Annotated in this window: 21 protein-coding genes; 14 read left to right on the plus strand and 7 right to left on the minus strand. The window is 65.6% G+C overall.

The annotated features are described in order from the left end of the window. Positions 1-24: 24 nt before the first annotated feature. The 3 genes from E4341_RS05885 to folE all read right to left on the minus strand — a co-directional run bounded on the left by E4341_RS05885 (position 25) and on the right by folE (position 3199). Positions 25-1854 (minus strand): gamma-glutamyltransferase family protein, encoded by a 1830-nt coding sequence (locus E4341_RS05885; RefSeq protein ID WP_165115881.1) that lies wholly within the window; start codon positions 1852-1854, stop codon positions 25-27. 127 nt (positions 1855-1981) lie between these two features. Then, on the minus strand, positions 1982-2416 hold the full coding sequence (locus E4341_RS05890; RefSeq protein ID WP_055753310.1) for a biopolymer transporter ExbD: 435 nt from the start codon (positions 2414-2416) through the stop codon (positions 1982-1984). Between the two features lie 168 nt (positions 2417-2584). Continuing rightward, a complete protein-coding gene (folE, locus tag E4341_RS05895) occupies positions 2585-3199 on the minus strand; it encodes a GTP cyclohydrolase I FolE (RefSeq protein WP_137721200.1) in 615 nt (204 codons plus the stop codon). A 128-nt stretch (positions 3200-3327) separates the two neighbouring features. Here folE and cysS point away from each other — a divergent pair, with 128 nt between their 5' ends. After that, a complete protein-coding gene (gene cysS, locus E4341_RS05900; protein WP_165115883.1) occupies positions 3328-4779 on the plus strand; it encodes a cysteine--tRNA ligase in 1452 nt (483 codons plus the stop codon). Between the two features lie 665 nt (positions 4780-5444). On the opposite strand, the gene E4341_RS05905 is transcribed toward cysS, so the two are convergent. Then, positions 5445-6728, minus strand: a complete 1284-nt coding sequence (locus E4341_RS05905) for a lytic murein transglycosylase (protein ID WP_165115885.1) — start codon at positions 6726-6728, stop codon at positions 5445-5447. Between the two features lie 471 nt (positions 6729-7199). On the opposite strand from E4341_RS05905, the gene ykgO reads away from it, so the two are divergent. The 4 genes from ykgO (at position 7200) to E4341_RS05925 (ending at position 8807) form a co-directional block, all read left to right on the plus strand. After that, positions 7200-7325, plus strand: a complete 126-nt coding sequence (gene ykgO, locus E4341_RS05910) for a type B 50S ribosomal protein L36 (RefSeq protein WP_008263184.1) — start codon at positions 7200-7202, stop codon at positions 7323-7325. A gap of 196 nt (positions 7326-7521) precedes the next feature. Then, positions 7522-7797, plus strand: coding sequence for a DUF2312 domain-containing protein (locus E4341_RS05915; RefSeq protein ID WP_017505946.1), 276 nt, complete (start codon positions 7522-7524; stop codon positions 7795-7797). Positions 7798-7893: 96 nt separating this feature from the next. Continuing rightward, the gene (locus tag E4341_RS05920; RefSeq protein ID WP_240893659.1) at positions 7894-8232 is read left to right on the plus strand and encodes a hypothetical protein; all 339 of its coding nucleotides are present in this window, start codon (positions 7894-7896) and stop codon (positions 8230-8232) included. Further along, complete coding sequence (locus E4341_RS05925) at positions 8229-8807, plus strand: DUF805 domain-containing protein (protein ID WP_165115887.1); 579 nt, start codon at positions 8229-8231, stop codon at positions 8805-8807. The genes E4341_RS05920 and E4341_RS05925 overlap by 4 nt, the downstream gene beginning before the upstream one ends. A 2-nt stretch (positions 8808-8809) precedes the next feature. Here the strand turns inward: E4341_RS05925 and E4341_RS05930 are convergent, their stop codons facing one another. Both E4341_RS05930 and E4341_RS05935 read right to left on the minus strand, forming a co-directional pair. Further along, positions 8810-10261: a sigma-54 dependent transcriptional regulator gene (locus E4341_RS05930; RefSeq protein WP_165115889.1), complete on the minus strand. Its 1452-nt coding sequence runs from the start codon at positions 10259-10261 to the stop codon at positions 8810-8812. Between the two features lie 106 nt (positions 10262-10367). Further along, positions 10368-12137: a DUF4153 domain-containing protein gene (locus E4341_RS05935; protein ID WP_165115891.1), complete on the minus strand. Its 1770-nt coding sequence runs from the start codon at positions 12135-12137 to the stop codon at positions 10368-10370. Positions 12138-12233: 96 nt separating this feature from the next. On the opposite strand from E4341_RS05935, the gene E4341_RS05940 reads away from it, so the two are divergent. The 9 genes from E4341_RS05940 (at position 12234) to E4341_RS05980 (ending at position 19482) form a co-directional block, all read left to right on the plus strand. Next, positions 12234-14027: a M3 family oligoendopeptidase gene (locus E4341_RS05940; RefSeq protein WP_165115893.1), complete on the plus strand. Its 1794-nt coding sequence runs from the start codon at positions 12234-12236 to the stop codon at positions 14025-14027. Positions 14028-14102: 75 nt separating this feature from the next. After that, a complete protein-coding gene (locus tag E4341_RS05945; protein WP_137721208.1) occupies positions 14103-14375 on the plus strand; it encodes an aa3-type cytochrome c oxidase subunit IV in 273 nt (90 codons plus the stop codon). A 130-nt stretch (positions 14376-14505) separates the two neighbouring features. Next, positions 14506-15639: a Re/Si-specific NAD(P)(+) transhydrogenase subunit alpha gene (locus tag E4341_RS05950; RefSeq protein WP_165115895.1), complete on the plus strand. Its 1134-nt coding sequence runs from the start codon at positions 14506-14508 to the stop codon at positions 15637-15639. After that, entirely contained in the window at positions 15636-15869 is a 234-nt protein-coding gene (locus tag E4341_RS05955; RefSeq protein WP_055755027.1) for a hypothetical protein, read from the plus strand. The genes E4341_RS05950 and E4341_RS05955 overlap by 4 nt, the downstream gene beginning before the upstream one ends. A 1-nt stretch (position 15870) precedes the next feature. After that, the gene (locus E4341_RS05960; protein WP_165115897.1) at positions 15871-16218 is read left to right on the plus strand and encodes an NAD(P) transhydrogenase subunit alpha; all 348 of its coding nucleotides are present in this window, start codon (positions 15871-15873) and stop codon (positions 16216-16218) included. Beyond that, positions 16215-16481 carry a hypothetical protein gene (locus tag E4341_RS05965; RefSeq protein WP_165115899.1) on the plus strand — a complete coding sequence of 89 codons (267 nt, stop codon included), beginning with the start codon at positions 16215-16217 and terminating at the stop codon, positions 16479-16481. Before E4341_RS05960 ends, E4341_RS05965 begins: the two co-directional genes overlap by 4 nt. A gap of 13 nt (positions 16482-16494) precedes the next feature. After that, the gene (locus tag E4341_RS05970) at positions 16495-17916 is read left to right on the plus strand and encodes an NAD(P)(+) transhydrogenase (Re/Si-specific) subunit beta (protein WP_165115901.1); all 1422 of its coding nucleotides are present in this window, start codon (positions 16495-16497) and stop codon (positions 17914-17916) included. Between the two features lie 3 nt (positions 17917-17919). Further along, positions 17920-18324 (plus strand): DUF1801 domain-containing protein, encoded by a 405-nt coding sequence (locus tag E4341_RS05975; protein ID WP_165115903.1) that lies wholly within the window; start codon positions 17920-17922, stop codon positions 18322-18324. 150 nt (positions 18325-18474) lie between these two features. Continuing rightward, the gene (locus E4341_RS05980; protein ID WP_240893629.1) at positions 18475-19482 is read left to right on the plus strand and encodes an acyltransferase family protein; all 1008 of its coding nucleotides are present in this window, start codon (positions 18475-18477) and stop codon (positions 19480-19482) included. A 2-nt stretch (positions 19483-19484) separates the two neighbouring features. Here the strand turns inward: E4341_RS05980 and E4341_RS05985 are convergent, their stop codons facing one another. Continuing rightward, positions 19485-19709: a hypothetical protein gene (locus E4341_RS05985; RefSeq protein ID WP_165115907.1), complete on the minus strand. Its 225-nt coding sequence runs from the start codon at positions 19707-19709 to the stop codon at positions 19485-19487. Positions 19710-19782: the final 73 nt, after the last annotated feature.

Genomic DNA, 19782 nt, shown 5'->3' on the forward strand with positions numbered 1-19782 from the left:
TCGCTCAACATCAGTAGGCCAACTTCAATAAGCCAGCGCGATCCCGTCCTTGCGCATCTCGGTCGCCGCGCCATAGGTCCAGCGTCCGCCGGGGTTCATCTGTTTCATGATGTTCTGATAGCCGCCGAAGCCGCCGTCGGGTTCACCCAGCGTCCAGCCCATGGCGCGCAGCTGGGCCTTGGTCGCCTCGGGCACGCCGCTTTCCAGATGCAGCACGCCGGTTCCTTCCTGCGGCTGGCCCGTCGGTTCGGACGAGCCATAGTGTTGCCAGCGCGGGGCGTCGCCCGCCGCCTGGGGCTCCAGCCCGTAATCGACCATGTTGATGATGATCTGGGCCTGGCCCTGGGGCTGCATGGCGCCGCCCATGACGCCGAACGCCATCCACGGCTCGCCGTCCTTGACCGCAAAGCCGGGAATGATCGTCTGGAATGGACGCTTGCCGGGCGCATAGATGTTGGGGTGGCCGTCGCTCAGGGCGAACAGCTCGCCCCGGTCCTGGAACATAAAGCCCAGCGGGTCGGAGCCGTTATCAGGCGCCAGGCCCGAACCCATGCCGCGATAGTTGGACTGGATCCAGCTGACCATCATCCCGTCGCTGTCCGCCACGCTGAAATAGGTGGTGTCGCCGTGGTGCGGGGCGTCGCCCGGCATGACGCGGTCCATGACCCGATCCGGCCGGATCAGCTTGGCCCGCTCGGCCGCATAGGCCTTGGAGTTCAGCCATTCGACCGGCGTTTTGGAGAATCGGTCGTCGGCGAACCAGCGCGCCCGGTCCTCGAACGCCAGCCGCTTGGCCTCGGCCTGGACGTGCAACGAGGCGGCGGACTGGAAGCCCATGGATTTCAGGTCGAACTGTTCGCAGATGTTCAGGATCTGGTTGGTGCTAAGCCCCTGGGTGTTCGGACCCAGGCCGAACACGTCCACGCCGCGATAGTTGGTTCGGATCGGCTCGACCCATTCGGTATGATGGGCGGCCAGATCGGCGCGGGTCATCCAGCCGCCGATCCGCTTGAAATAGGCCTCGATCTGATCGGCGATGGGACCGTTGTAGAAGGCGTCGCGCCCGCCCTCTGCGATCATCCGCAGAGTCTTGCCCAGATAGGGGTTGGCGAAGATCTCGCCTACCTTCGGCGTCGCGCCGCCGGCGGCCCAGATGCGCTTTCGGTTCTCGTTTTCCTCGATCGGGATCTGGCCCCGATCAAACGCAGCCATGTTGCGTTCCAGATAGTAGGCGATGACCTGGGGCACGGGCACGCCCTGTTCGCACAGTTCGGCGACCGGCAGCAGCACCTCTTTCCACGGCAGCTTCCCATACCGCTGGTGCGCGCTCCACCAGGCGTCCACCGTGCCCGGCACGTTTACCGTCACCGCGCCATAGCGGGGCAGATAGCCGTCGATAGCCTTGGATCGCGCGACCTCCAGGCTTAGGCCCCGCGGACTGGCGCCCGATCCGTTCAGCCCGACGACCTTCTTCTGCTTGGGGTCCCACAGCATGCAATAGGCGTCGCCGCCGATGCCGTTGGCGACCGGCTCCAGAAAGCCCAGGGCCGCATTGATGGCGATGGCCGCATCGATGGCCGATCCGCCGCGCCGCAGGGTGTCGATGCCGATCAGACTGGCCGCCGGATGCGCCGTCGCCGCCGCCCCATTCGCGCCCCAGACGGTCGAGCGCCCCATAAACTTCGGTCCCGAAATCCGATCGCCGATGCCGACGCCGGCATAGGGGTCGGCCGGGCGAGCCGGCGCAGGGGCCGCCTCGGTCGGCCTGGCGGCGGGAGCAGCCTGCCGGGCCTGGGCTGCGGTCGCCGCCAGCGCACTGGCGGGCAGGGCGGACAGGAAGGTGCGACGACGCATGGGCGGACTCCTCGAACAATCGATGCGGCATCAAGGGTGTTGTCGATCGATCCGGCAAGTCTTTCGGCAAAGAAAAAGGCCGCGTCCCTTTCGGAACGCGGCCCCAATCCTGGAAAGGACGAAGGTCCTATTCGATGTCTTCGTTCAGCAGGCCGACCTTGAAGAAGCCGTTCTCCTGCATCTTGTTCATGACTTCCATGAACTGCGAGTACTTCACTTCCGGCTGCGCGCGGACGAAGACGCGCTCTTCCTGGCAGGCGCCGCCGCCCAGGGCGGTGCAGACGTCAGTGGCAAGGTTGTCGATCGAGGTTTGCTTGTCCGACAGGAACAGCTGACCGTTTTCCTGGATGGTGATGTACACCGGCTCCTTCTCTTCGGTCGGATTGGTGGGCGGCTGTGCGGGCGGCAGGTCCAGACGGATCGAGACGGTCGCCATAGGCGCGGCGACCATGAAGATGATCATGAGCACCAGCAGAATGTCGATGAACGGCGTGATGTTGATATCCGCCGTCTGTTCGATCGTGTGCTTGTCCCCACCGGAACCGCCGATCTTCGCAGCCATGCTCGTCTCCGTTACTCGCCGGCTGCGTTCCGCGCCGACATTTCCCTATGGATCGCCCGAAGGCTTGATCGGTTCTTGGCGTCCCGATGCGGGCTTGTAAAGCGGTTCTAAACGATCTGCCGTTCCCGAACGTCAATTATACACGACAGAAGGACGACGGTTCGGCGTTCAGGCCTTGGCCAGCTTCAAAAAACGGTCCGCCAGGGCAGGATCGTCCTTGAAGGCGCCGGTGAAGCGGGTCGTAATGGTCGAAACGTGCCGATGATGCACGCCGCGCGTGGTCATGCACTGATGCTCTGCGTCCACCAGCACCGCCACGCCGCGCGGCTGCAGGTGCGATTCGATGGCGTCGATGATGTCGTTGGTCAGGGTTTCCTGGTTCTGCAGGCGCCGCGCATAGATCTCGACAACCCGCGCCAGCTTGGAGATGCCGACCACCTTCTCGCCGGGCAGATAGGCGACGTAGGCCTTGCCCAGGAACGGGGCCAGGTGGTGCTCGCAGTGGCTCTCGACCTCGATGTCGCGCAGGATGACCATGTCGTCATAGCCGGTCACGTCCTCGAAGGTGCGGCTCAGCTCCTTGCCCGCATCGGCGTCATAGCCGTCGAACCATTCGCCATAGGCGTCGACTACCCGCTTGGGCGTGTCGATCAGGCCGGGACGGTTCGGATTGTCGCCAGCCCAGGCGATCAGGGTGCGCACGGCCTCCAGCGCCTGTTCGCGCGACGGGCGTTGCACGGTTTCGTCGCTGACGAGGACGGGCTTGGCGGGGGTGACGCTCATGAACTCGATTTCCGGCCGGGGCGGGCGGGTCGCCCGGTTTACCTTCTACAATCCGTCGGGACTGTATATCAGGCCGCTATATGGGACAGACCGTCCGTCCCGCAAGAAAACCCGCTAAAGACTGATCCATGCCGCTGCACATCCACGACACCCTGCGCCGTGAAAAGCGCCTGTTCGAGCCCCGGAACAAGGATCGTGTGACCCTCTATGTCTGCGGCCCCACGGTCTATGACTACGCCCATATCGGTAATGCGCGTCCGCCGGTGGTGTTCGATGTCCTGGTGCGGCTGCTGCGCCGGACCTATGGCGCCGACCATGTGATCTACGCCCGCAACGTCACCGACGTGGACGACAAGATCAATCAGAAGGCCGCACGCGAAGGCGTGCCGATCGGCGAGGTCACGGCCCGCTATGAAGCCGCCTACCTCGCCGACATGGGCCTGCTGAACGTCTCGCCGCCGGATATCGCGCCCCACGTCACCGACTACATTCCGGCCATCGTCGATCAGATCCAGGCCATCGTCGACGCCGGCTGCGCCTATGCGGCCGAGGGTCACGTCCTGTTCGATGTCTCGTCCTACAAAGCCTACGGCGCGCTGTCTGGCCGGAACCTGGACGACATGATCGCCGGCGCCCGCGTCGAGGTCGCGCCGTACAAGAAGAACCCCCACGATTTCGTTCTGTGGAAGCCGTCCAAGGCGGACGAGCCGTCGTGGCCGTCGCCGTGGGGCGAGGGGCGTCCCGGCTGGCACATCGAATGCTCGGCCATGATCGAAAAGACCCTGGGCCTGCCCATCGACATTCACGGCGGCGGCATCGACCTGGTCTTCCCCCACCATGAGAACGAGATCGCCCAAGGCGTCTGCGCCCATGGCCATGCGCATGGCGATCAGGCCCATGACGAATACGCCCGATACTGGATGCACAACGGCTTTCTGACCGTGGACGCCGAGAAGATGTCCAAGTCGATCGGCAACGTCCTGCTGCTGCACGATCTGGTCCAGGCCATGCCGGGCGAGGTCGTTCGCTGGGCCCTGCTCAGCGCCCACTACCGCCAGCCGCTGGACTGGAACCAAGGGCTGCTGGATCAGAGCCGCAAAAACCTGGACCGGCTGTATGGCGTCCTGCGCGACGCCGAGGCGGCCCTGGCCGACTTCGACGAGGCCACGCTGGACGAAGCTGAGATGGAGCTGGCCGAGAACGCCCTGGATCCGGTGCTGGACGCGCTTGAAGACGATCTCAATACGCCGGGCGCGATCGCCCAGCTGTTCGGGCTCGGCAACACCCTGCGCGAACTGCTGAACGACGCCGAGGCCGATATCAACGATGTCGCCATGGCCCGCTGGAGCCTGAAGGAAGCGGCCGGTCTGCTCGGCGTCCTGTCGCTGACGCCGGACGCCTGGTTCGAGGGCGGCGATCCCGCCCTGAAGGCCGAGGTCGAGGCCCTGCTGGACCAACGCGCCAGCGCCCGGGCCGCAAGGGACTGGCCCGAGGCCGACCGCATCCGCGACCGCCTGAACGCCCTGAACGTCGTCGTCATGGACGGCCCCGACGGCCCCACCTGGCGCGTGAAGGGCTGAGATCAATCGTCTCCTCCCCACAGCGTGGGGAGGGGGACCGCGCAGCGGTGGAGGGGTTCTAGACGTCCCACAGACGCCCGCGATGCGCGAAGCCCCCTCCGTCTCTCCGCTGCGCTTCGAGCCACCTCCCCATGAATGGGGAGGAGACGATGCTCAGCCATCGCAATGCCGCTGGTCCATCCGCAGCGATTTCAACTGCTTGCCGATTTATGTCCCCCGTCTCCCATCCACGGGGTCAAACGGCCCCATAATGCCCCTGTCTCGTCGCATGGAGGGCTCGTAAGGCCTGCGACCTTGCGGCGGCGAGAGCGGAGGGAACGGGGGCGATGGTGAAATCCCATCGCGGCGCCGGGGCTGATCGATCGGGGAATCGCCCCGGCGTCCGCAGTCGCGTCGCAGGGTCGAGGGGGATACTCGGCCGCACCGGGGATCGGGGATCGCTGCTCCGACCCGCCCGTCGCAGGCTTATGGGGTTAGGCGATAAGACCGCCACCGCTCGGCGCCCCGAGCTTGCAGGCCAACCAACCGCGCGGAGCGTCATACCCTTCGTCGAAACGGTACTTCACATCACAGAACTCCGGGCGAAGGCCCGGCGCTCCGCCCAGCCCTCCATCCCCTCCGCCCGTGAAAGGCAGGAGCGTCGAACCATGCCCGAATTTATAGCCTCAGTTCGTCCGGCGGATCAGTTCGTCCGCCAGCGCTGGCGTCAGATAGCCGTCGGCGATCCGGTTGTTGGCGATCTGCCAGCGACGCAGGGCCGCGCGGGTGTTGGAGCCGATCACTCCATCCACGCCTTGAGTGTCGTAACCGAGCTGCGTCAGGGCGCGCTGCGCCCCGATACGCTGATCGCGCGTCATCGATGGATCGTTGGGCCAGGCCTTTGTCAGTCCCGGCTTGCCCATGATCCCGTCCGCCGTCAGGCCGATGGCCAGGGCGTAGGACACCGAGTTGTTGTAGCGGCGGATTACATAGTGGTTCGGCAGGGCCAGGAAGGCCGGACCGTTCGCCCCCTGGGGCAGCAGGACGGTCGCCTCTTCCAGGGCCTCGGCCCCGTTCGGTGTGCCGCCTTGCGCCAGGCGCACGCCCTTGGCCGCCCAATAGGCCCAGTTGTGTTTCGGACCTTCCGCCTCGGCATAGTCGAAGCCGGAGGGCAGGGTGACTTCATAGCCCCAGCCCTGACCGCGCTTCCACCCGGCCTGGGCCAGCAGGTTGGCGGCGGACGCCAGGGCGTCGGCGTCGTCGCGCCAGATATCGACCTTGCCGTCGCCGTCCTGGTCCACGCCCCGGCGCAGATAGTTGTCGGGCATGAACTGGGTCTGGCCCATGGCCCCGGCCCAGCTGCCCTTCAGGCCCGTGCGCTCGCGCCGGCCGTCCACGACGATGTCCAGCGCGTCCTTCAGCTGCCCCTCGGCCCAATCGCGTCTGCGACCATCATAGGCCAGGGTCGCCAGCGAGCGGATCACGTCATAGTCGCCCTGCACCTGACCGAAGGCACTCTCCTGGGCCCAGACGCCGACCAGGATTTCGCTGGGCACGCCGAATCGTTGAACCACCGACCACGGCACCCGGTCGATGCGCTGTTTGGCCTGGGCGATTCGCACCGGGGTCACGGCATTCTGAACATAGGCGCCGGCGGGTTTGGAGAATTCAGGCTGGTTGCGATCCAGGCGGATCACCGTCGGATCGGGCGTCAGGCCCTCCAGTTCCCGGGCGTAGTCCGCGCGTCGGGCGCCGCCCTTGCGCGCCAGGAAGCCCTGTTTCCAGCCCTCGAAACCCTGCTGGTCATAGGCGGCCAACGGCGGCGTCTGGGGGGCGGGGGCCGGCGTCGTGACCGGCGCGCCCGCCTGGTGCTGAGGCTGGGGCGTCGGCAGATTCACCTGCGGCTCGGGCAGCATGGGCGCGCAGGCCGAGACGCAGCCGATCAGGAGAAGACGGTAGGAAAAGCGCATGTGATTCAAACTAAAGCCCCCGGGGTCAGACACGAAATGACATCCGCGCGAACGGTCATTTCGATGCCCTAAAGCGCGCGCGGCGCGAATGCGTTGCTTCGCTGTTCCCCGGTCGGGTGTAAGGCACGCCGTTAACCACCTTTGTATTGGACGCCTTATACGTGTGTGTCGTAATGACGCACCAGCTCTGACGGCCTGATGGCGGAGCGGCGACGCGGCGGGCGTGCAACCCCGTAAACCCTCCGTTCGACTCGGAGGTCAGGCCTCCAGCTTTTTTGAGCGTGCTATCGCCCTTCAGGCTACTTGAGCACGTGTAAGAAAATGCGTCGCCAGGCAGGCGGGGCCTGGGTTTTCTGCGGTTTTGCCCCTTGGCGGGTTGACCTTCGCAAGCCCTCTCTCTATACGACCGCCTCCGCCGCGATCCGACCGGGTCAGCGGCTTTCTTATTGGTTTCTTTCAGGACGTCCGACCATGAAGGTCCGTAGCTCGCTCAAGTCGCTGAAGACCCGCCACCGCGACTGCAAGGTCGTGCGTCGCAAGGGCGTCGTCTTCGTCATCAACAAGACCGACCCGCGCTTCAAGGCGAAGCAGGGCTAAGCAGCGTTCGCTGCGCGCCGCTTCGGCGGCGTGCGCACGCTGGATCGCGCTCAAGCAGCCCGAAGGGCGATAGCGCGCTTGAAAGATGACGATCCACAGGCTGCGGATTTCTGTCCGCGGCCTTTTTCGTGTTCGCGGTTGTCGCGCGCCTGTCCGCAGGGTTAGCGTCCGCGCCTGATTTCTGGAGTATTCCCCCATGGCTGACGACGCCTCGTTCGACGGTGGTTCCGACGTTCTCACCGCCACCGCGCAGGGCCGCCTTCGCACCATCATCGAGCGCCTGGAACGTCTCGAAGAGGACAAGCAGGCCGTCATGACCGACATGAAAGAGGTCTTCGCCGAAGCCAAGGGCGAGGGCTACGACGTCAAGATCCTGCGCAAGGTCATCCGCATCAGAAAGCAGGACAAGGCCAAGCGTCAGGAAGAGGACGCCATCCTGGACCTCTACCTGTCGGCGCTCGGCGAGATCTGAGACTGACCCGGCTTGAAGCGCACCCCCTTCAAGCCAGGAGGCGGGCCGTCGCGATCAGGCGGCCTGAAAGGCGATGGCTTCGCCAAGAAGCCCACCCTGAGTCCATTTGAGCAACAGCGCGAAGCCGCCAAACGCGCTGCTCTCAACGCTTTGAAACGCGCTCGCCGCGCGGCGGACAAGGCGGGCGTTTCCCTGTCCGAATGGGAAGGCGAATTCATCGATTCGGTCAGCGAGCGCGTTAAGACCCACGGCCGCGCCTTCGCCGACCCCGAAAAGGGCGCGCCGGGTCAAGCCCTCTCGGCCATGCAAGGCCGCAAGCTGAAAGAGATCACCGCCAAGGCCAATGGCGTAGAGCCGAAACGGCGGTGGGTACGTGGCAGGACACCCCGCTCGAATCAACCGCAGGATGATGCCGACATATTGGGGGATAAATGATGAATGCGATCCTGAACGGCTTTCGGCGCCTCGCGGACTTCAGAGGACGGGACAGGCGCGGACAGTTCTGGCCTTACGCCCTGACCGTGGTCGTGGTGTCCTTCATCGGACTGTGGCTGGGCATGATCCCGGCCATGACGAGGATTTTCGAGCATGCGTCCGCAGTCGCCGCGACGAATCCTGAGGCAGCAACCGTCGTGAGCGGACCCGGGCACTACTCTGTCGAGATTCATGATCAGGCCTATATGCCGGACATGGGGCCGTTCTTTCTTGTTCTAAGAATCGGCGTGGCCGCAATCGTGGTCCTGCTCGCCGCCGCCGTAACCCGCCGTCTGCACGACACCGGACGCGCCGGCTATTGGGGCCTTCCACCGGTGATCTTTCTGACGGTTGGCCTGACGGCCTTTCCCATCGTGATGGCAAAATTCATGGCGGAGGACGGATCCGGCATGAGCCTGTTTCTGCTGCTCTTCCTGAACAACATGCTTTATATCGCCAGCCTGATCGGTCTCATCATTCTGCTGTCATTCGACAGCAAGACCACGGCGAACCGCTACGGTCCTCCGACGATCTAGGCTCAGCCCGCTTCCTTCAACTGACCTTCCAGCCCCTGCTCGCGGACCTTGCGATACAGGGTCGAGCGGCCGATGCCGAGGCGGCGGGCGATCTCGCTCATATGGCCGGCATAGACCTCGATGGCGTGCTGGATCAGGTCGCGTTCGATGTCCTCCAGCGTGCGCAGATGGCCGCGCTCGTCCAGTATACGGATCGGCTGATCGACCTGCGTGGCGGCGTCGGTCTGGGCGCCGACGGCTGTGGCGGCCTTCAGGGGCTGGGCGTCGGGCATGGGCGCGGCGACGCCCGAAATCGCGGGGAAGTCGTGCGGCTGAAGGAAGGGCGCATCGGCTAGAACGATGGCGCGGAACACCGCATTTTCCAGCTGTCGCACGTTGCCGGGCCAATCGAAACCTTGCAGCAGGGCCAGGGTCTCGGGCGCGCATCCGGCGATCCGCTTGCCCTCCTCGGCGTTGAACCGGGCGATGAAGTGATCGACCAGGGGCGCGATGTCCTCGCGCCGGTCACGCAAGGACGGGGCCTCGATCGGGAAGACGTTCAGGCGATAGAACAGATCTTCGCGGAAGGCGCCGTCCTTGACCTGCTGGGCGGGGTCGCGATTGGTCGCCGAGACGATGCGCACGTCGATCTTGACCGGGCGTTTGCCGCCGACCGGATCGATCTCGCCTTCTTGCAGCGCGCGCAGCAGCTTGACCTGCATGTCCAGCGGCAGTTCGCCGATCTCGTCCAGGAACAGGGTGCCGCCGTCCGCCTCGCGGAACTTGCCCAGCGTCTTGTCCACGGCGCCGGTGAAAGCGCCCTTCTCGTGTCCGAACAGGATGGATTCGATCAGATTGGCGGGCAGGGCGCCGCAGTTGACGGCGACGAAAGGTTTGCCGGCCCGGTCGCTGGCGCCGTGCAGGGCGCGGGCGATGACCTCCTTGCCGACGCCGCTCTCGCCGGTGATCAGAACGGGGATGGACGACTTGGCGGCCCGGGCGCCCAGCGCCTTGACCATGCGCATCGGCGGGCTGTCGCCCACGATATCGTCGAAGCTGGTGCGGCCCTGGACGCGCTTGGTCAGGCGCCCGACCTCGGCGGTCAGGCGCTTCATCTGCATGGCGTTGCGCACGCCGACCAGAAGCCGTTCCGGTCCAACGGGCTTGACGAAGAAGTCCTGGGCGCCGGCCTGCATGGCCTTGACCACCATGTCGATGCCGCCGTTGGCCGTCAGGACGATCACCGGCTCGTTGATCCCTGCGCTGCGCAGTTCGGCCAGGCATTCCAGCCCCGACATCTCGGGCATAACCATGTCCAGCAGGATCAGGTCGGCCCCGCCGCCGCGCGTCATCCGGTCGATGGCCTCGCCGCCGCTGGCGGCATGGACCACGGCGTTGCCGTCCCGTTCCAGCACGGCCTGGATCAGCCGGCGCTGGGTCGGATCGTCGTCAACGACCAGGATGGTCTTGGCCATGAAAATCCCTTGTCCTGTCGCCCAACCCGTCACGGATGGATCGTTTCGGGACGATTCCTAGGGTGGCGAGGTGAAAATCGGGTGACACGGCGTGGTGAGCGTCCCGTTAACGTGGCTCCGTCGCGTCGCATCGCACCTCGGGGCTGGCGCGCAATCTCTGGCCCTCGACAACTAGGTCGGGCAGGGCGGCCGGGGCCGTCGCGACGCCCTTCGACAGGCCTTCGTTCATCCGCTCAGCATTGCGTCCGCAGGTGAAGCCGTATCGACCCGTCACGCGCCACTGGCCCTGGCTGTCCTGATCGAAGGCGACGATTTCGCGAGCCGTGGCGACCAGCAGATCGGTTCGTCCATCGCCGTTCAGGTCCAGCGATCGCACGACGCAGGGCGTTTCCGCATTGCAACTGAACAGGACGTCCACCTGCGCGTCCAACTGATCGACGAAGCTGGTTGGCACGGATTGGCCATCGACGGCCTTCAGGCGGATGGCGGCCTTGCGCTCTTGCCGTCCTTGCGCCGTATCGCCGGATGGCCACGGGCGAGCCTGGGCGGCGCGGGCGTTTCGCGCGATGCGTGGATCGGTTGAGGCGGCCAGACGTCTCAGCGCCGCCTCGCCGGCCTTGCCGCTCTCGAACCGCAGGAAGTCATAATCGAACGTGTCAGCGGACACAGTCCCATGCTGCAACCGTGCGACCTGATCCTGCACCGAGAGGCGGGCGGGATCGGCCAGCGGGCTGAACAGGGCCAGGATGACCAGAACCGACAGGACCGCCGCAACGACATTGGTCAGCTCCAGCGGCTTCATCCAGCCGCTTAGTTTTACGGCCGCCAGCAGATAGCCCGCGCCATAGACCGCGCCGACCAGGGTGCAGGCGGCTGCGATGATCCGATCGGGCGTCAGGCCGTGCTGGCCGATCCGCAAGCCCAGGCCCCAGGCGGCCAGAACGATCAGCGGCGCGATCAGGATGGACGCGGCCCGCACGCCGTATCGCAGAACGACCGGCGGCAGATTGTCTGCGCGCCCATCCTGATAGCCCGTGTTGATCAGCACGATCAGGGCGGCGGCGGCCGACAACACCAAGGCCGTTGCGCTGCGCGTCTCCCACAGGCCGTCCAATCCGGTGAAGGGCAGGGCGAGAAGGAAGCCGCCGACCAGGACCGTGATCACCAAGAGCAGCCAAGACAGCAGCATCAACGCCACGGTCCGCACGCCCCGGATCAGGCCGTCGCGCACATCGGTCAGCTGAACAGCGGTGGCGAAGACCAGGGCTGTGACCGGAATGGCGAACCACGCCTCGCTCAGCAGGTGCTGCAGAAAGCCGAGGCCGATCATCTTGAACAGGGCCGCGCCCAGATGCAGCAGGATCCAGAAGGCGCCGGTGAAGCCCAGCGACAGAGCCAGTTGCACCCCCGCCTTCCAGGCGATGTCGAAATAGTCGGGATAGTCGACGATCCAGCGTCGTTCGCGGATCCCGGGCACGATCAGGTGGTGGGCGATGAACAGGGCCGCCGCGCCGAAGGCCAGCACGGGGAAACTCAGGAAAGGCGGCTCCTCTTGCGGCTTCAGCACCTGGCGAGCGACATCGTGGGCGCCCAACAGAGCCAACACGCCGGCTGCGGCCGCCGCCCACAGGATCAGGGCCAGCGGCTTGACCCGGCCCACGCCGGCGAGAACCACCACCGGCACATAGCCGGCCGCCAAGGCCAGGGCGCCGAACACCACCGGCTGGGTTTCGGGCCAGACGCGGCTGTCGGCCGCCAGATACAGCAGATAGAGCGCCAGCCCCTGAACCAGACCTGTCGCCAGGCGAATCGCAAACAGGGCCGAGGCCCCACCAAGGCCCGTCCGGCCGGTGTCATGTTGCAGGGTTTCGGTCATTCACGCGTCTCCGAAAGGCAGGATTGCACGGGCCGTGACGCCGAGAAAGCGCAAGGGACGGTTGCGGCCGTCGCCGCGCATCCCCAGAACAGGGGTATGAACGCTCCCTTCAAGACGCCCAACACTGAAGCCCCGCTGTGGGACCTGACCGACCTCTATGCGTCGCGCGACGACGCCAAGGTCGCCGCCGATCTGGAAAAGGCGCGGGGTCTGGTCGAGGCTCTGAACGGGCTGAAGGGTCGGCTAGCGGCGGATCAGGACGCCCAGGCGCTGGGCGAGGCGCTGGACCGCGCGATTCAGCTTTATGAGCAGGCGTCCGATGTGCTGGGCGCGCTGGGCGCCTACGCCTTCCTGTCGGCCTCGACCGCTCGCGACGATGCGACGGCGCAAGGGTTCGAGGCCGATGTGCGCGAGAAGATCACCGCCATCGCCACCCCGACCGTCTGGCTGACGCTGGAGATCAATCAGATCGACGATGCGGCGCTGGAAGCGGCGCTGATCGCCCATGCGGGCGCGGCGCGCTGGCGGCCTTGGCTGCGGCGCGTGCGGGCGATGAAGCCGCATGAGCTGTCGGCCGAACTGGAGACCTTCATCGCCGAGCGCGGCCCGATCACGGCCCAATGGCCGCGCCTGTTTGATGAGCAACTGGCCGCCCTGCGCGCAAAGGCGGGCCACGAGGAACTGACGCTGGCCGAGGCGCTGAACCGCCTGTCGGACGCCAAGCCCGCACGCCGCAAGGCCGCCGCCGAGGGTCTGTCTGAGGCGCTGGCCGCCCGCGCCCCGACCCTGGCCCTGGTGCTGAACACCGTCGCCGCCGACAAGGCGATGGAGGATCGCTGGCGCGGTTTCAAACGTCCCGCCGACAGCCGTCACCTGGGCAACGAGGTGGATGGCGAGGCCGTGGATGCGATGGCCGAGGCGGTCGCCGCCGCCTATCCGCGCCTGTCGCACCGCTATTATGCGCTGAAGGCCAAGGCGATGGGCAAGGCGCGCCTGGACCACTGGGACCGAAACGCCCCGATCGAAACCACGACGCCGCGCGCCTTCACCTGGACCCAGGGGCGCGAGATCGTACTGGACAGTTTCTCGGACTTGGGCGGCGATTTCGCCGACAGAGCCGGCGGCTTCTTCGACAAGCCGTGGATCGACGGTCGGGCGCGGCCGGGCAAACAGTCGGGCGCCTATGCCCATCCCGTCACCGCCGACCGTCACCCCTATGTCTTCTTGAACTGGATGGGCGAGCGGCGCGACGTGCTTACCCTGGCGCATGAGCTGGGTCATGGCGTCCACCAGACCCTTGCGGCCGATCAGGGCACGCTTCTGGCCGACACGCCCCTGACTCTGGCCGAGACGGCGTCGATCTTCGCCGAGGGGCTGACGTTTGATCGTCTCCTGGCGACCGCACCAAAGTCCGAGCAGCGCGGTCTGCTGGCCGGTCGGATCGAGGATGGTCTGAACACCGTCGTGCGCCAGATCGCCTTCCACCGGTTCGAGACTCGCTTCCACGACGAGCGCCTGCAGGGCGAGGTCTCGCAACAGCGGATCAACCAGCTTTGGCTTGAGGAAATGGGCGCCTCGCTGGGGCCGTCGGTCAAGCTGAATCCCGGCTATGAACACTGGTGGGCCTATGTCAGCCACTTCGTCCATTCGCCCTTCTATGTTTACGCCTACGCGTTCGGCGACCTGCTGGTGGCGGCGTTGATGGAGGCGCGTCGCAACGATCCGGCCGAGTTCACGCCCCTTTATCGCGAGCTTTTGGCCGGCGGCGGATCGCGAACCTACGTCGAGGCGTTGAAGCCGTTCGGTCTGGACCCGCGCGACCCGGCCTTCTGGAGCGTCGGCTGTCAGAGGCTGGAGCGGCTGGTCGATCAGTTCGAGGCGCTGGCCTGACCAAGGCATGACTGCGGGCTTGAGCGGGGCGGTCGCCTCGGTGTAAGTCCGCGATAACGACGAGGGGATTCCACAATGGCCGACCTGCACGACACCGCCAACGCACCTGCCGACGCCGATGCGCAAGCCTATCTGCACGGCCATATGGAAGTGCGCGAACAGGTCTCGACCTACCGCCTGTTCCTAAAGCTGGCCAAGTGGGGCAGCCTGGCCATCGCCGTGCTGCTGCTGTTCCTGACCCTGTGGTTCCACCCGGGCGGCAGCTTCATGGCCGCCGTCATCGGCGCGGTCGTTCTGGGCGGCGTCGGCTTCGTGGCTCTGAAGTCCAAGCCGGGCGCCGCGCACTGAGCCTTGCATCGGATCGCCTTGCGGTGGTCTGAAATCACGTGCCCTCGCCAAGCTTTGGCATAACCGTGCTTTGACGGCTTGCGCCGGAACGGCCTAACCTTCGTTCAACGAAAAGAACGAGGGGATTCGCTTGGCCGTCGCTATCGCCGTCACCCGTGAACGTCGCGAAGGTGAGACGCGCTGCGCCGTCACGCCCGAGACGGTCAAGAAGCTGATCGTCCTTGGGGCGACCGTCACGGTCGAGGCCGGGACCGGCCTTGGCTCCTCTATTCCTGACGCCGACTACGCCGCCGCCGGCGCGGTGGTGAAGCCGGACACCCGCGCCGTGCTGGACGACGCCGACATCGTGCTGAAGGTGCGCGGCCCCACGGCTCAGGAAACCAGCGCGCTGAAGCCCGGCGCCATAGTCATCGCTATGCTGGATGCCTATCGCGACAAGGCGACCGTCGACGCCTTGGCCGGGGCCAACGCCACCGCCTTCGCCATGGAGTTCGTGCCCCGCATCACCCGCGCCCAGGTCATGGACGTCCTGTCGTCCCAGGCGAATCTGGCCGGATACCGCGCGGTGATCGAGGCGGCCTATGCCTACGGCAAAGGCTTCCCGATGATGATGACGGCGGCCGGCACCGTCGCCGCCGCAAAGGTCTTCATCATGGGGGTGGGCGTCGCCGGGCTCCAAGCCATCGCCACGGCGCGCCGCCTGGGCGCCGTCGTCACCGCCACCGACGTCCGTCCCGCGACTAAGGAACAGGTCGAGAGCCTGGGCGCCAAATTCCTGGCCGTCGAGGACGAGGAGTTCAAGAACGCCCAGACCGCAGGCGGCTACGCCAAGCCCATGTCGGCCGAATATCAGGCCAAACAGGCCGACCTGACCGCCAGCCACGTGATCAAGCAGGACGTGGTCATCACCACGGCCCTGATCCCCGGCCGCGCCGCGCCGGTGCTGCTGACCGCCGCCCATGTCGCCTCAATGAAACCCGGCTCGGTCATCATCGATCTGGCGGTCGAGGCGGGCGGCAATGTCGAGGGCTCCAAGCTCAACGAGGTCGTGACCACCGCGAACGGCGTCACCATCGTCGGCTGGGCCAATCTGCCCGGCCGCATCGCCGCAGACGCCAGCGCTCTCTACGCCCGCAACCTCACCGCCCTCGTCGGCCTGTTGATCAAGGACGGCGGCCTGTCGGTGGACCTCGAAGACGAGATTCTGAAGGCGGCGGTGGTCACAGACGGCGGAGCCGTGGTGCATGAGGGGTTGCGGGGATGATCGGGTCTGGCCTTCGTAATGCTCTGTCGATTTTTTCCTTGATCGTGATTTTCGGCGGAGCTGTCTTCTGCCTGTTTCTGCTGATGTTTGCATTCGTGCAGGACCAGTCCGGCGCAGCATTCGGCAGGGCGCTGACCAAAGTCGGGCCGATCTTTTTCGGCAGCGTCATCAACGGGGGAGTCCTGCGACTTCTCATCAGCATCGATGCTCGATTGGAGCAGAAAACCTGACATGGAACACGTCGATCCCACCGTCTTCCGCCTGGCCATCTTCGTGCTGGCGATCTTCGTCGGCTATTATGTCGTTTGGAGCGTGACGCCGGCCCTGCATACGCCGCTGATGGCTGTGACCAACGCCATTTCCAGCGTCATCATCGTCGGCGGCCTGATCGCGGCGGCGGCCGTGTCCGGTGACGCGAGCGGCCCCAGCGCCTGGATCGCCAAGGGCGCGGGCGTGCTCGCCGTCACCCTGGCCAGCGTCAACATCTTCGGCGGCTTCATGGTCACGCGGCGGATGCTGGCCATGTACAAGAAGAAGGAGCGGCCCGCTGCCAAGGCCGCTCCCGAGGCGTCAACGTGACGGACGCCGCACAGATCGCCATCACCGGATCCTGGGTCGCGACCGGCATCGGCTTCTGCCTTTGGCTGTATGGCTGGTTCGGGACGAAAATCCCGATCAAGCGCCAGCGGCTGCACGACTGCGGCATCGCCCTGGTCTTTTCGGCCATTCTGGTTCGCGTGGTGACGCAGGACCGGCCGCTGGGCGTTTTCGAATGGGCCCTGTTCTTCATCGGCCCGCTGTTCATCGCCGCCGCCCTTTGGCGGCTGGCCCGCACGTCTTGAGGGGAGGGGCGTGATGAACGCATCGCTGGCCGCACTGGCCTATCTGGTTTCGGGCGTCCTGTTCATCCTTTCGCTGCGGGGGCTGTCTAGCCCGGAGACCAGCCGTCAGGGCAATACCTTCGGCATGGTCGGCATGGCGTTGGCCATCGGCGTGACCCTGCTGACGCTGGGCACGACGGGGGCGCTGGATACCGTGACCCTGGCCCTGATCGCGGGCGGCGTCATCGTCGGGGGTGGGGCTGGCGCCCTGATCGCCAAGCGCGTGGCCATGACCGACATGCCGCAGCTGGTCGCGGCCTTCCACAGTCTGGTCGGCATGGCCGCCTGCCTGGTCGCCATCGGGGCCATCTATGCGCCCGAGGCCTTTGGAATCCTGTCCGACGACGGAAACGGCATCAAGACACTGTCGATCATCGAACTCAGCCTCGGCGTCGCCATAGGCGCCATCACCTTCACCGGTTCGGTCATCGCCTTCGCCAAGCTGAATGGAAACATGAGCGGCGCGCCGATCATCCTGCCGGCGCGGCATCTGATCAACGTCGGCCTGGCGCTGGGTCTGGTCTTCCTGATCGGCATCCTGATCGGCACGAACGGCGCGGCGACCTGGGCCTTCTGGGGCGTCTTCCTCATCGCCCTCGTTTTGGGCGCGACCCTGATCATTCCCATCGGCGGGGCCGACATGCCGGTCGTGGTGTCGATGCTGAACTCCTATTCGGGCTGGGCGGCGGCGGCGCTGGGCTTCACGCTGGAGAACATCGCCCTGATCATCACCGGCGCCCTTGTCGGATCGTCGGGCGCGATCCTCAGCTACATCATGTGCAAGGGCATGAACCGCAGCTTTGTCAGCGTCATCCTGGGCGGCTTCGGCGGCGGCGATGCGGCGGCCGGCCTGGCGGGGGCGAAAGAGACGCGGCCGGTCAAACAGGGCTCGGCCGAGGACGCCGCCTTCATCATGAAGAATGCGTCCAAGGTCATCATCGTGCCCGGCTACGGCATGGCGGTGGCTCAGGCCCAGCACGCCCTGCGCGAAATGGCCGACAAGCTTAAGGAGGAGGGGGTCGAGGTGAAATACGCCATCCACCCCGTCGCCGGTCGGATGCCGGGCCATATGAACGTCCTGCTGGCCGAGGCCAACGTGCCCTATGACGAGGTGTTCGAACTGGAGGACATCAACGCCGAGTTCGCTACCGCCGACGTCGCCTTCGTCATCGGCGCCAACGACGTGACCAATCCCGCCGCCAAGACCGACCCGACCAGCGCCATCTACGGCATGCCGATCCTGGATGTGGAAAAAGCCGGCACCGTCCTGTTCATCAAGCGCGGCATGGGCTCGGGCTATGCCGGGGTCGAGAACGAACTCTTCTTCCGCGACAACACCATGATGCTGTTCGCCGACGCCAAGAAGATGGTCGAAGGGATCGTGAAGGGGCTTTGAGCCATGGCCAGCACCCCCAAGACCGGCCCCACAGACGCCTCTGTCGATGACTTCTTGTCTGCGATCGACGATCCACGCCGACGGTCTGACGCTCATGCCGTCGCCGCGCTGGTGTCGGAGATCACCGGTGAACTGGCCGTGCTCTGGGGATTGTCCATCATCGGGTTCGGCAATGACGGCGGCCCCAAGGGCGGCTGGCCGCTGATCAGCTTCTCGCCGCGAAAAGCCAACCTGGTGCTTTATGTCGCTGGCGATTTCCCCGAACGAGCCCAGCTGATCGCCCGCTTGGGCAAGGTGAAGACGGGCGTCGGGTGCCTCTATATTTCGCGCCTCGAGGATGTCGATCAGACGGTCCTGCGGGACCTTTGCGGTCGCGCTGTTCGCGCGGTCAAAGCCAGCTCGGACTGAAGTCTCTTCGGACCCCTATCGCGCAACCTTGACCGGCGCTATCACGCGTCCGTGAATACACTGTCCGGACCGTCTCCTGCCGCCCATCGCCGTTTTGAGGCTCTGGATTCCCTGCGCGGAGTCTGCGCCATCCTTGTGGTGATGTTCCACATGCCGGTCGCAAGCCATTGGCGCGACTGGGGTTTCATTCAGCATTCCTATCTGTTCGTCGATTACTTCTTCGTCTTGTCGGGCTTTGTGATCGCCCACGCCTATGCGAACCGACTGAAGTCGGGCCGTGACGCCGGACGGTTCATGGTGCGGCGCTTCGGGCGGATCTGGCCGCTGCATCTGCTGATGCTGGCGGCCTTCATCGGGCTGGAGCTGGCGCGTCTGGTCTTCAATTTCGACAGTGCGCCGCCGTTCACGCGGGATCGATCGATCGAGGCGATCTTCACCAATATGGCGCTGATCCAGGCTTGGCATGTGCATCCCTATCTGACCTGGAACGGGCCGGCCTGGACGCTCAGCGCCGAATGGGCCTGCTATCTGATCTTCGCAGGGTTGGTGCTGATCGCGCCCAGAAGGTTCCGCTGGATCGGGCTGGTGCTGGCGATCATCGGCGGCGCTCTGGTGCTCAGCTACGCCCGGCGCTGGATGAATACGACCTATGACTTCGCCGTGCCGCGCGCGGTCTATGGCTTCTTCCTGGGCTGCCTGCTGCAGGGGCTCTGGACCTGCATTCCGCGGCTCAAGGGCGGCGCCGCGACGCTGTTGGAGATCGCGGCCATCGTCGCGGCCTGTGTGTTCATCGGCTATGCTCAGGGGCCGATCACTGTGGCCGTCACCCTGATCTTCGTGGCGCTGATCTGGGTCTTCGCCGGCGAGGGGGGGGCGCTGTCACGCGTGCTGGACCATCCGGCTCTGGTCACCCTGGGGCGGTGGTCGTTCGCCATCTACATGGTTCACATGTTCATCCTGACCGTGATGATGATCGTGGCCAGGAAGCTGGACCTGGTCCCGGTGCGACGCATCGACTTCGGCTCGGTCTGGCTGAACGACCTGTTCGCCGTCGCCATGTTCGGCTTTATCGTCGCGGTCGCCGTGGTGGCGCACCGACTGGTCGAGCAGCCGGCCCAGCGCATGATCGATCGCTGGACCAAGCCGAAGGTGGCCTGAGGTCAGGCGGCCATCCGCCATTCGAGGGCCATGTCGCCGGCGCGGCCTTCGTCCCACAGCATGTCCTCGTCAGAATAGCGGCTGCTGGCGGCGGCCGAAATGACATCGACCACCTGTTCCTCCAGCCGGTCCCAGATCACGGCGAGGTCGGACGACCCACCGGCCTCGCATGGCACGATGATGTAGCGGCTGGCGTTGACGGTCTGGGCGGGTTGGAAATGCGCCATCTGATGATCTCCTGAAGCGGGGGCCTCTTGTCGATGATGTTGTTATGAAGCAGTGTTGCGTCAGAAACGGACG

Origin of the sequence: Brevundimonas sp. 'scallop' (assembly GCF_011045535.1) — a bacterium.
Taxonomy (GTDB): Bacteria; Pseudomonadota; Alphaproteobacteria; order Caulobacterales; family Caulobacteraceae; genus Brevundimonas; species Brevundimonas vesicularis.

What these genes read in the sequence shown, in the direction of transcription:
- E4341_RS05955 (WP_055755027.1), top strand. Translation starts at nt 15,636, where the DNA reads ATGATCGGGTCTGGCCTTCGTAATGCTCTGTCGATTTTTTCCTTGATC.
- cysS (WP_165115883.1), top strand. Translation starts at nt 3,328, where the DNA reads ATGCCGCTGCACATCCACGACACCCTGCGCCGTGAAAAGCGCCTGTTC.
- E4341_RS05905 (WP_165115885.1), bottom strand. Translation starts at nt 6,728, where the DNA reads ATGCGCTTTTCCTACCGTCTTCTCCTGATCGGCTGCGTCTCGGCCTGC.
- E4341_RS05885 (WP_165115881.1), bottom strand. Translation starts at nt 1,854, where the DNA reads ATGCGTCGTCGCACCTTCCTGTCCGCCCTGCCCGCCAGTGCGCTGGCG.
- E4341_RS05940 (WP_165115893.1), top strand. Translation starts at nt 12,234, where the DNA reads ATGAACGCTCCCTTCAAGACGCCCAACACTGAAGCCCCGCTGTGGGAC.
- E4341_RS05935 (WP_165115891.1), bottom strand. Translation starts at nt 12,137, where the DNA reads ATGACCGAAACCCTGCAACATGACACCGGCCGGACGGGCCTTGGTGGG.
- E4341_RS05890 (WP_055753310.1), bottom strand. Translation starts at nt 2,416, where the DNA reads ATGGCTGCGAAGATCGGCGGTTCCGGTGGGGACAAGCACACGATCGAA.
- E4341_RS05985 (WP_165115907.1), bottom strand. Translation starts at nt 19,709, where the DNA reads ATGGCGCATTTCCAACCCGCCCAGACCGTCAACGCCAGCCGCTACATC.
- ykgO (WP_008263184.1), top strand. Translation starts at nt 7,200, where the DNA reads ATGAAGGTCCGTAGCTCGCTCAAGTCGCTGAAGACCCGCCACCGCGAC.
- E4341_RS05930 (WP_165115889.1), bottom strand. Translation starts at nt 10,261, where the DNA reads ATGGCCAAGACCATCCTGGTCGTTGACGACGATCCGACCCAGCGCCGG.
- E4341_RS05915 (WP_017505946.1), top strand. Translation starts at nt 7,522, where the DNA reads ATGGCTGACGACGCCTCGTTCGACGGTGGTTCCGACGTTCTCACCGCC.
- E4341_RS05970 (WP_165115901.1), top strand. Translation starts at nt 16,495, where the DNA reads ATGAACGCATCGCTGGCCGCACTGGCCTATCTGGTTTCGGGCGTCCTG.
- folE (WP_137721200.1), bottom strand. Translation starts at nt 3,199, where the DNA reads ATGAGCGTCACCCCCGCCAAGCCCGTCCTCGTCAGCGACGAAACCGTG.
- E4341_RS05975 (WP_165115903.1), top strand. Translation starts at nt 17,920, where the DNA reads ATGGCCAGCACCCCCAAGACCGGCCCCACAGACGCCTCTGTCGATGAC.
- E4341_RS05960 (WP_165115897.1), top strand. Translation starts at nt 15,871, where the DNA reads ATGGAACACGTCGATCCCACCGTCTTCCGCCTGGCCATCTTCGTGCTG.
- E4341_RS05980 (WP_240893629.1), top strand. Translation starts at nt 18,475, where the DNA reads ATGCCGGTCGCAAGCCATTGGCGCGACTGGGGTTTCATTCAGCATTCC.
- E4341_RS05925 (WP_165115887.1), top strand. Translation starts at nt 8,229, where the DNA reads ATGATGAATGCGATCCTGAACGGCTTTCGGCGCCTCGCGGACTTCAGA.
- E4341_RS05945 (WP_137721208.1), top strand. Translation starts at nt 14,103, where the DNA reads ATGGCCGACCTGCACGACACCGCCAACGCACCTGCCGACGCCGATGCG.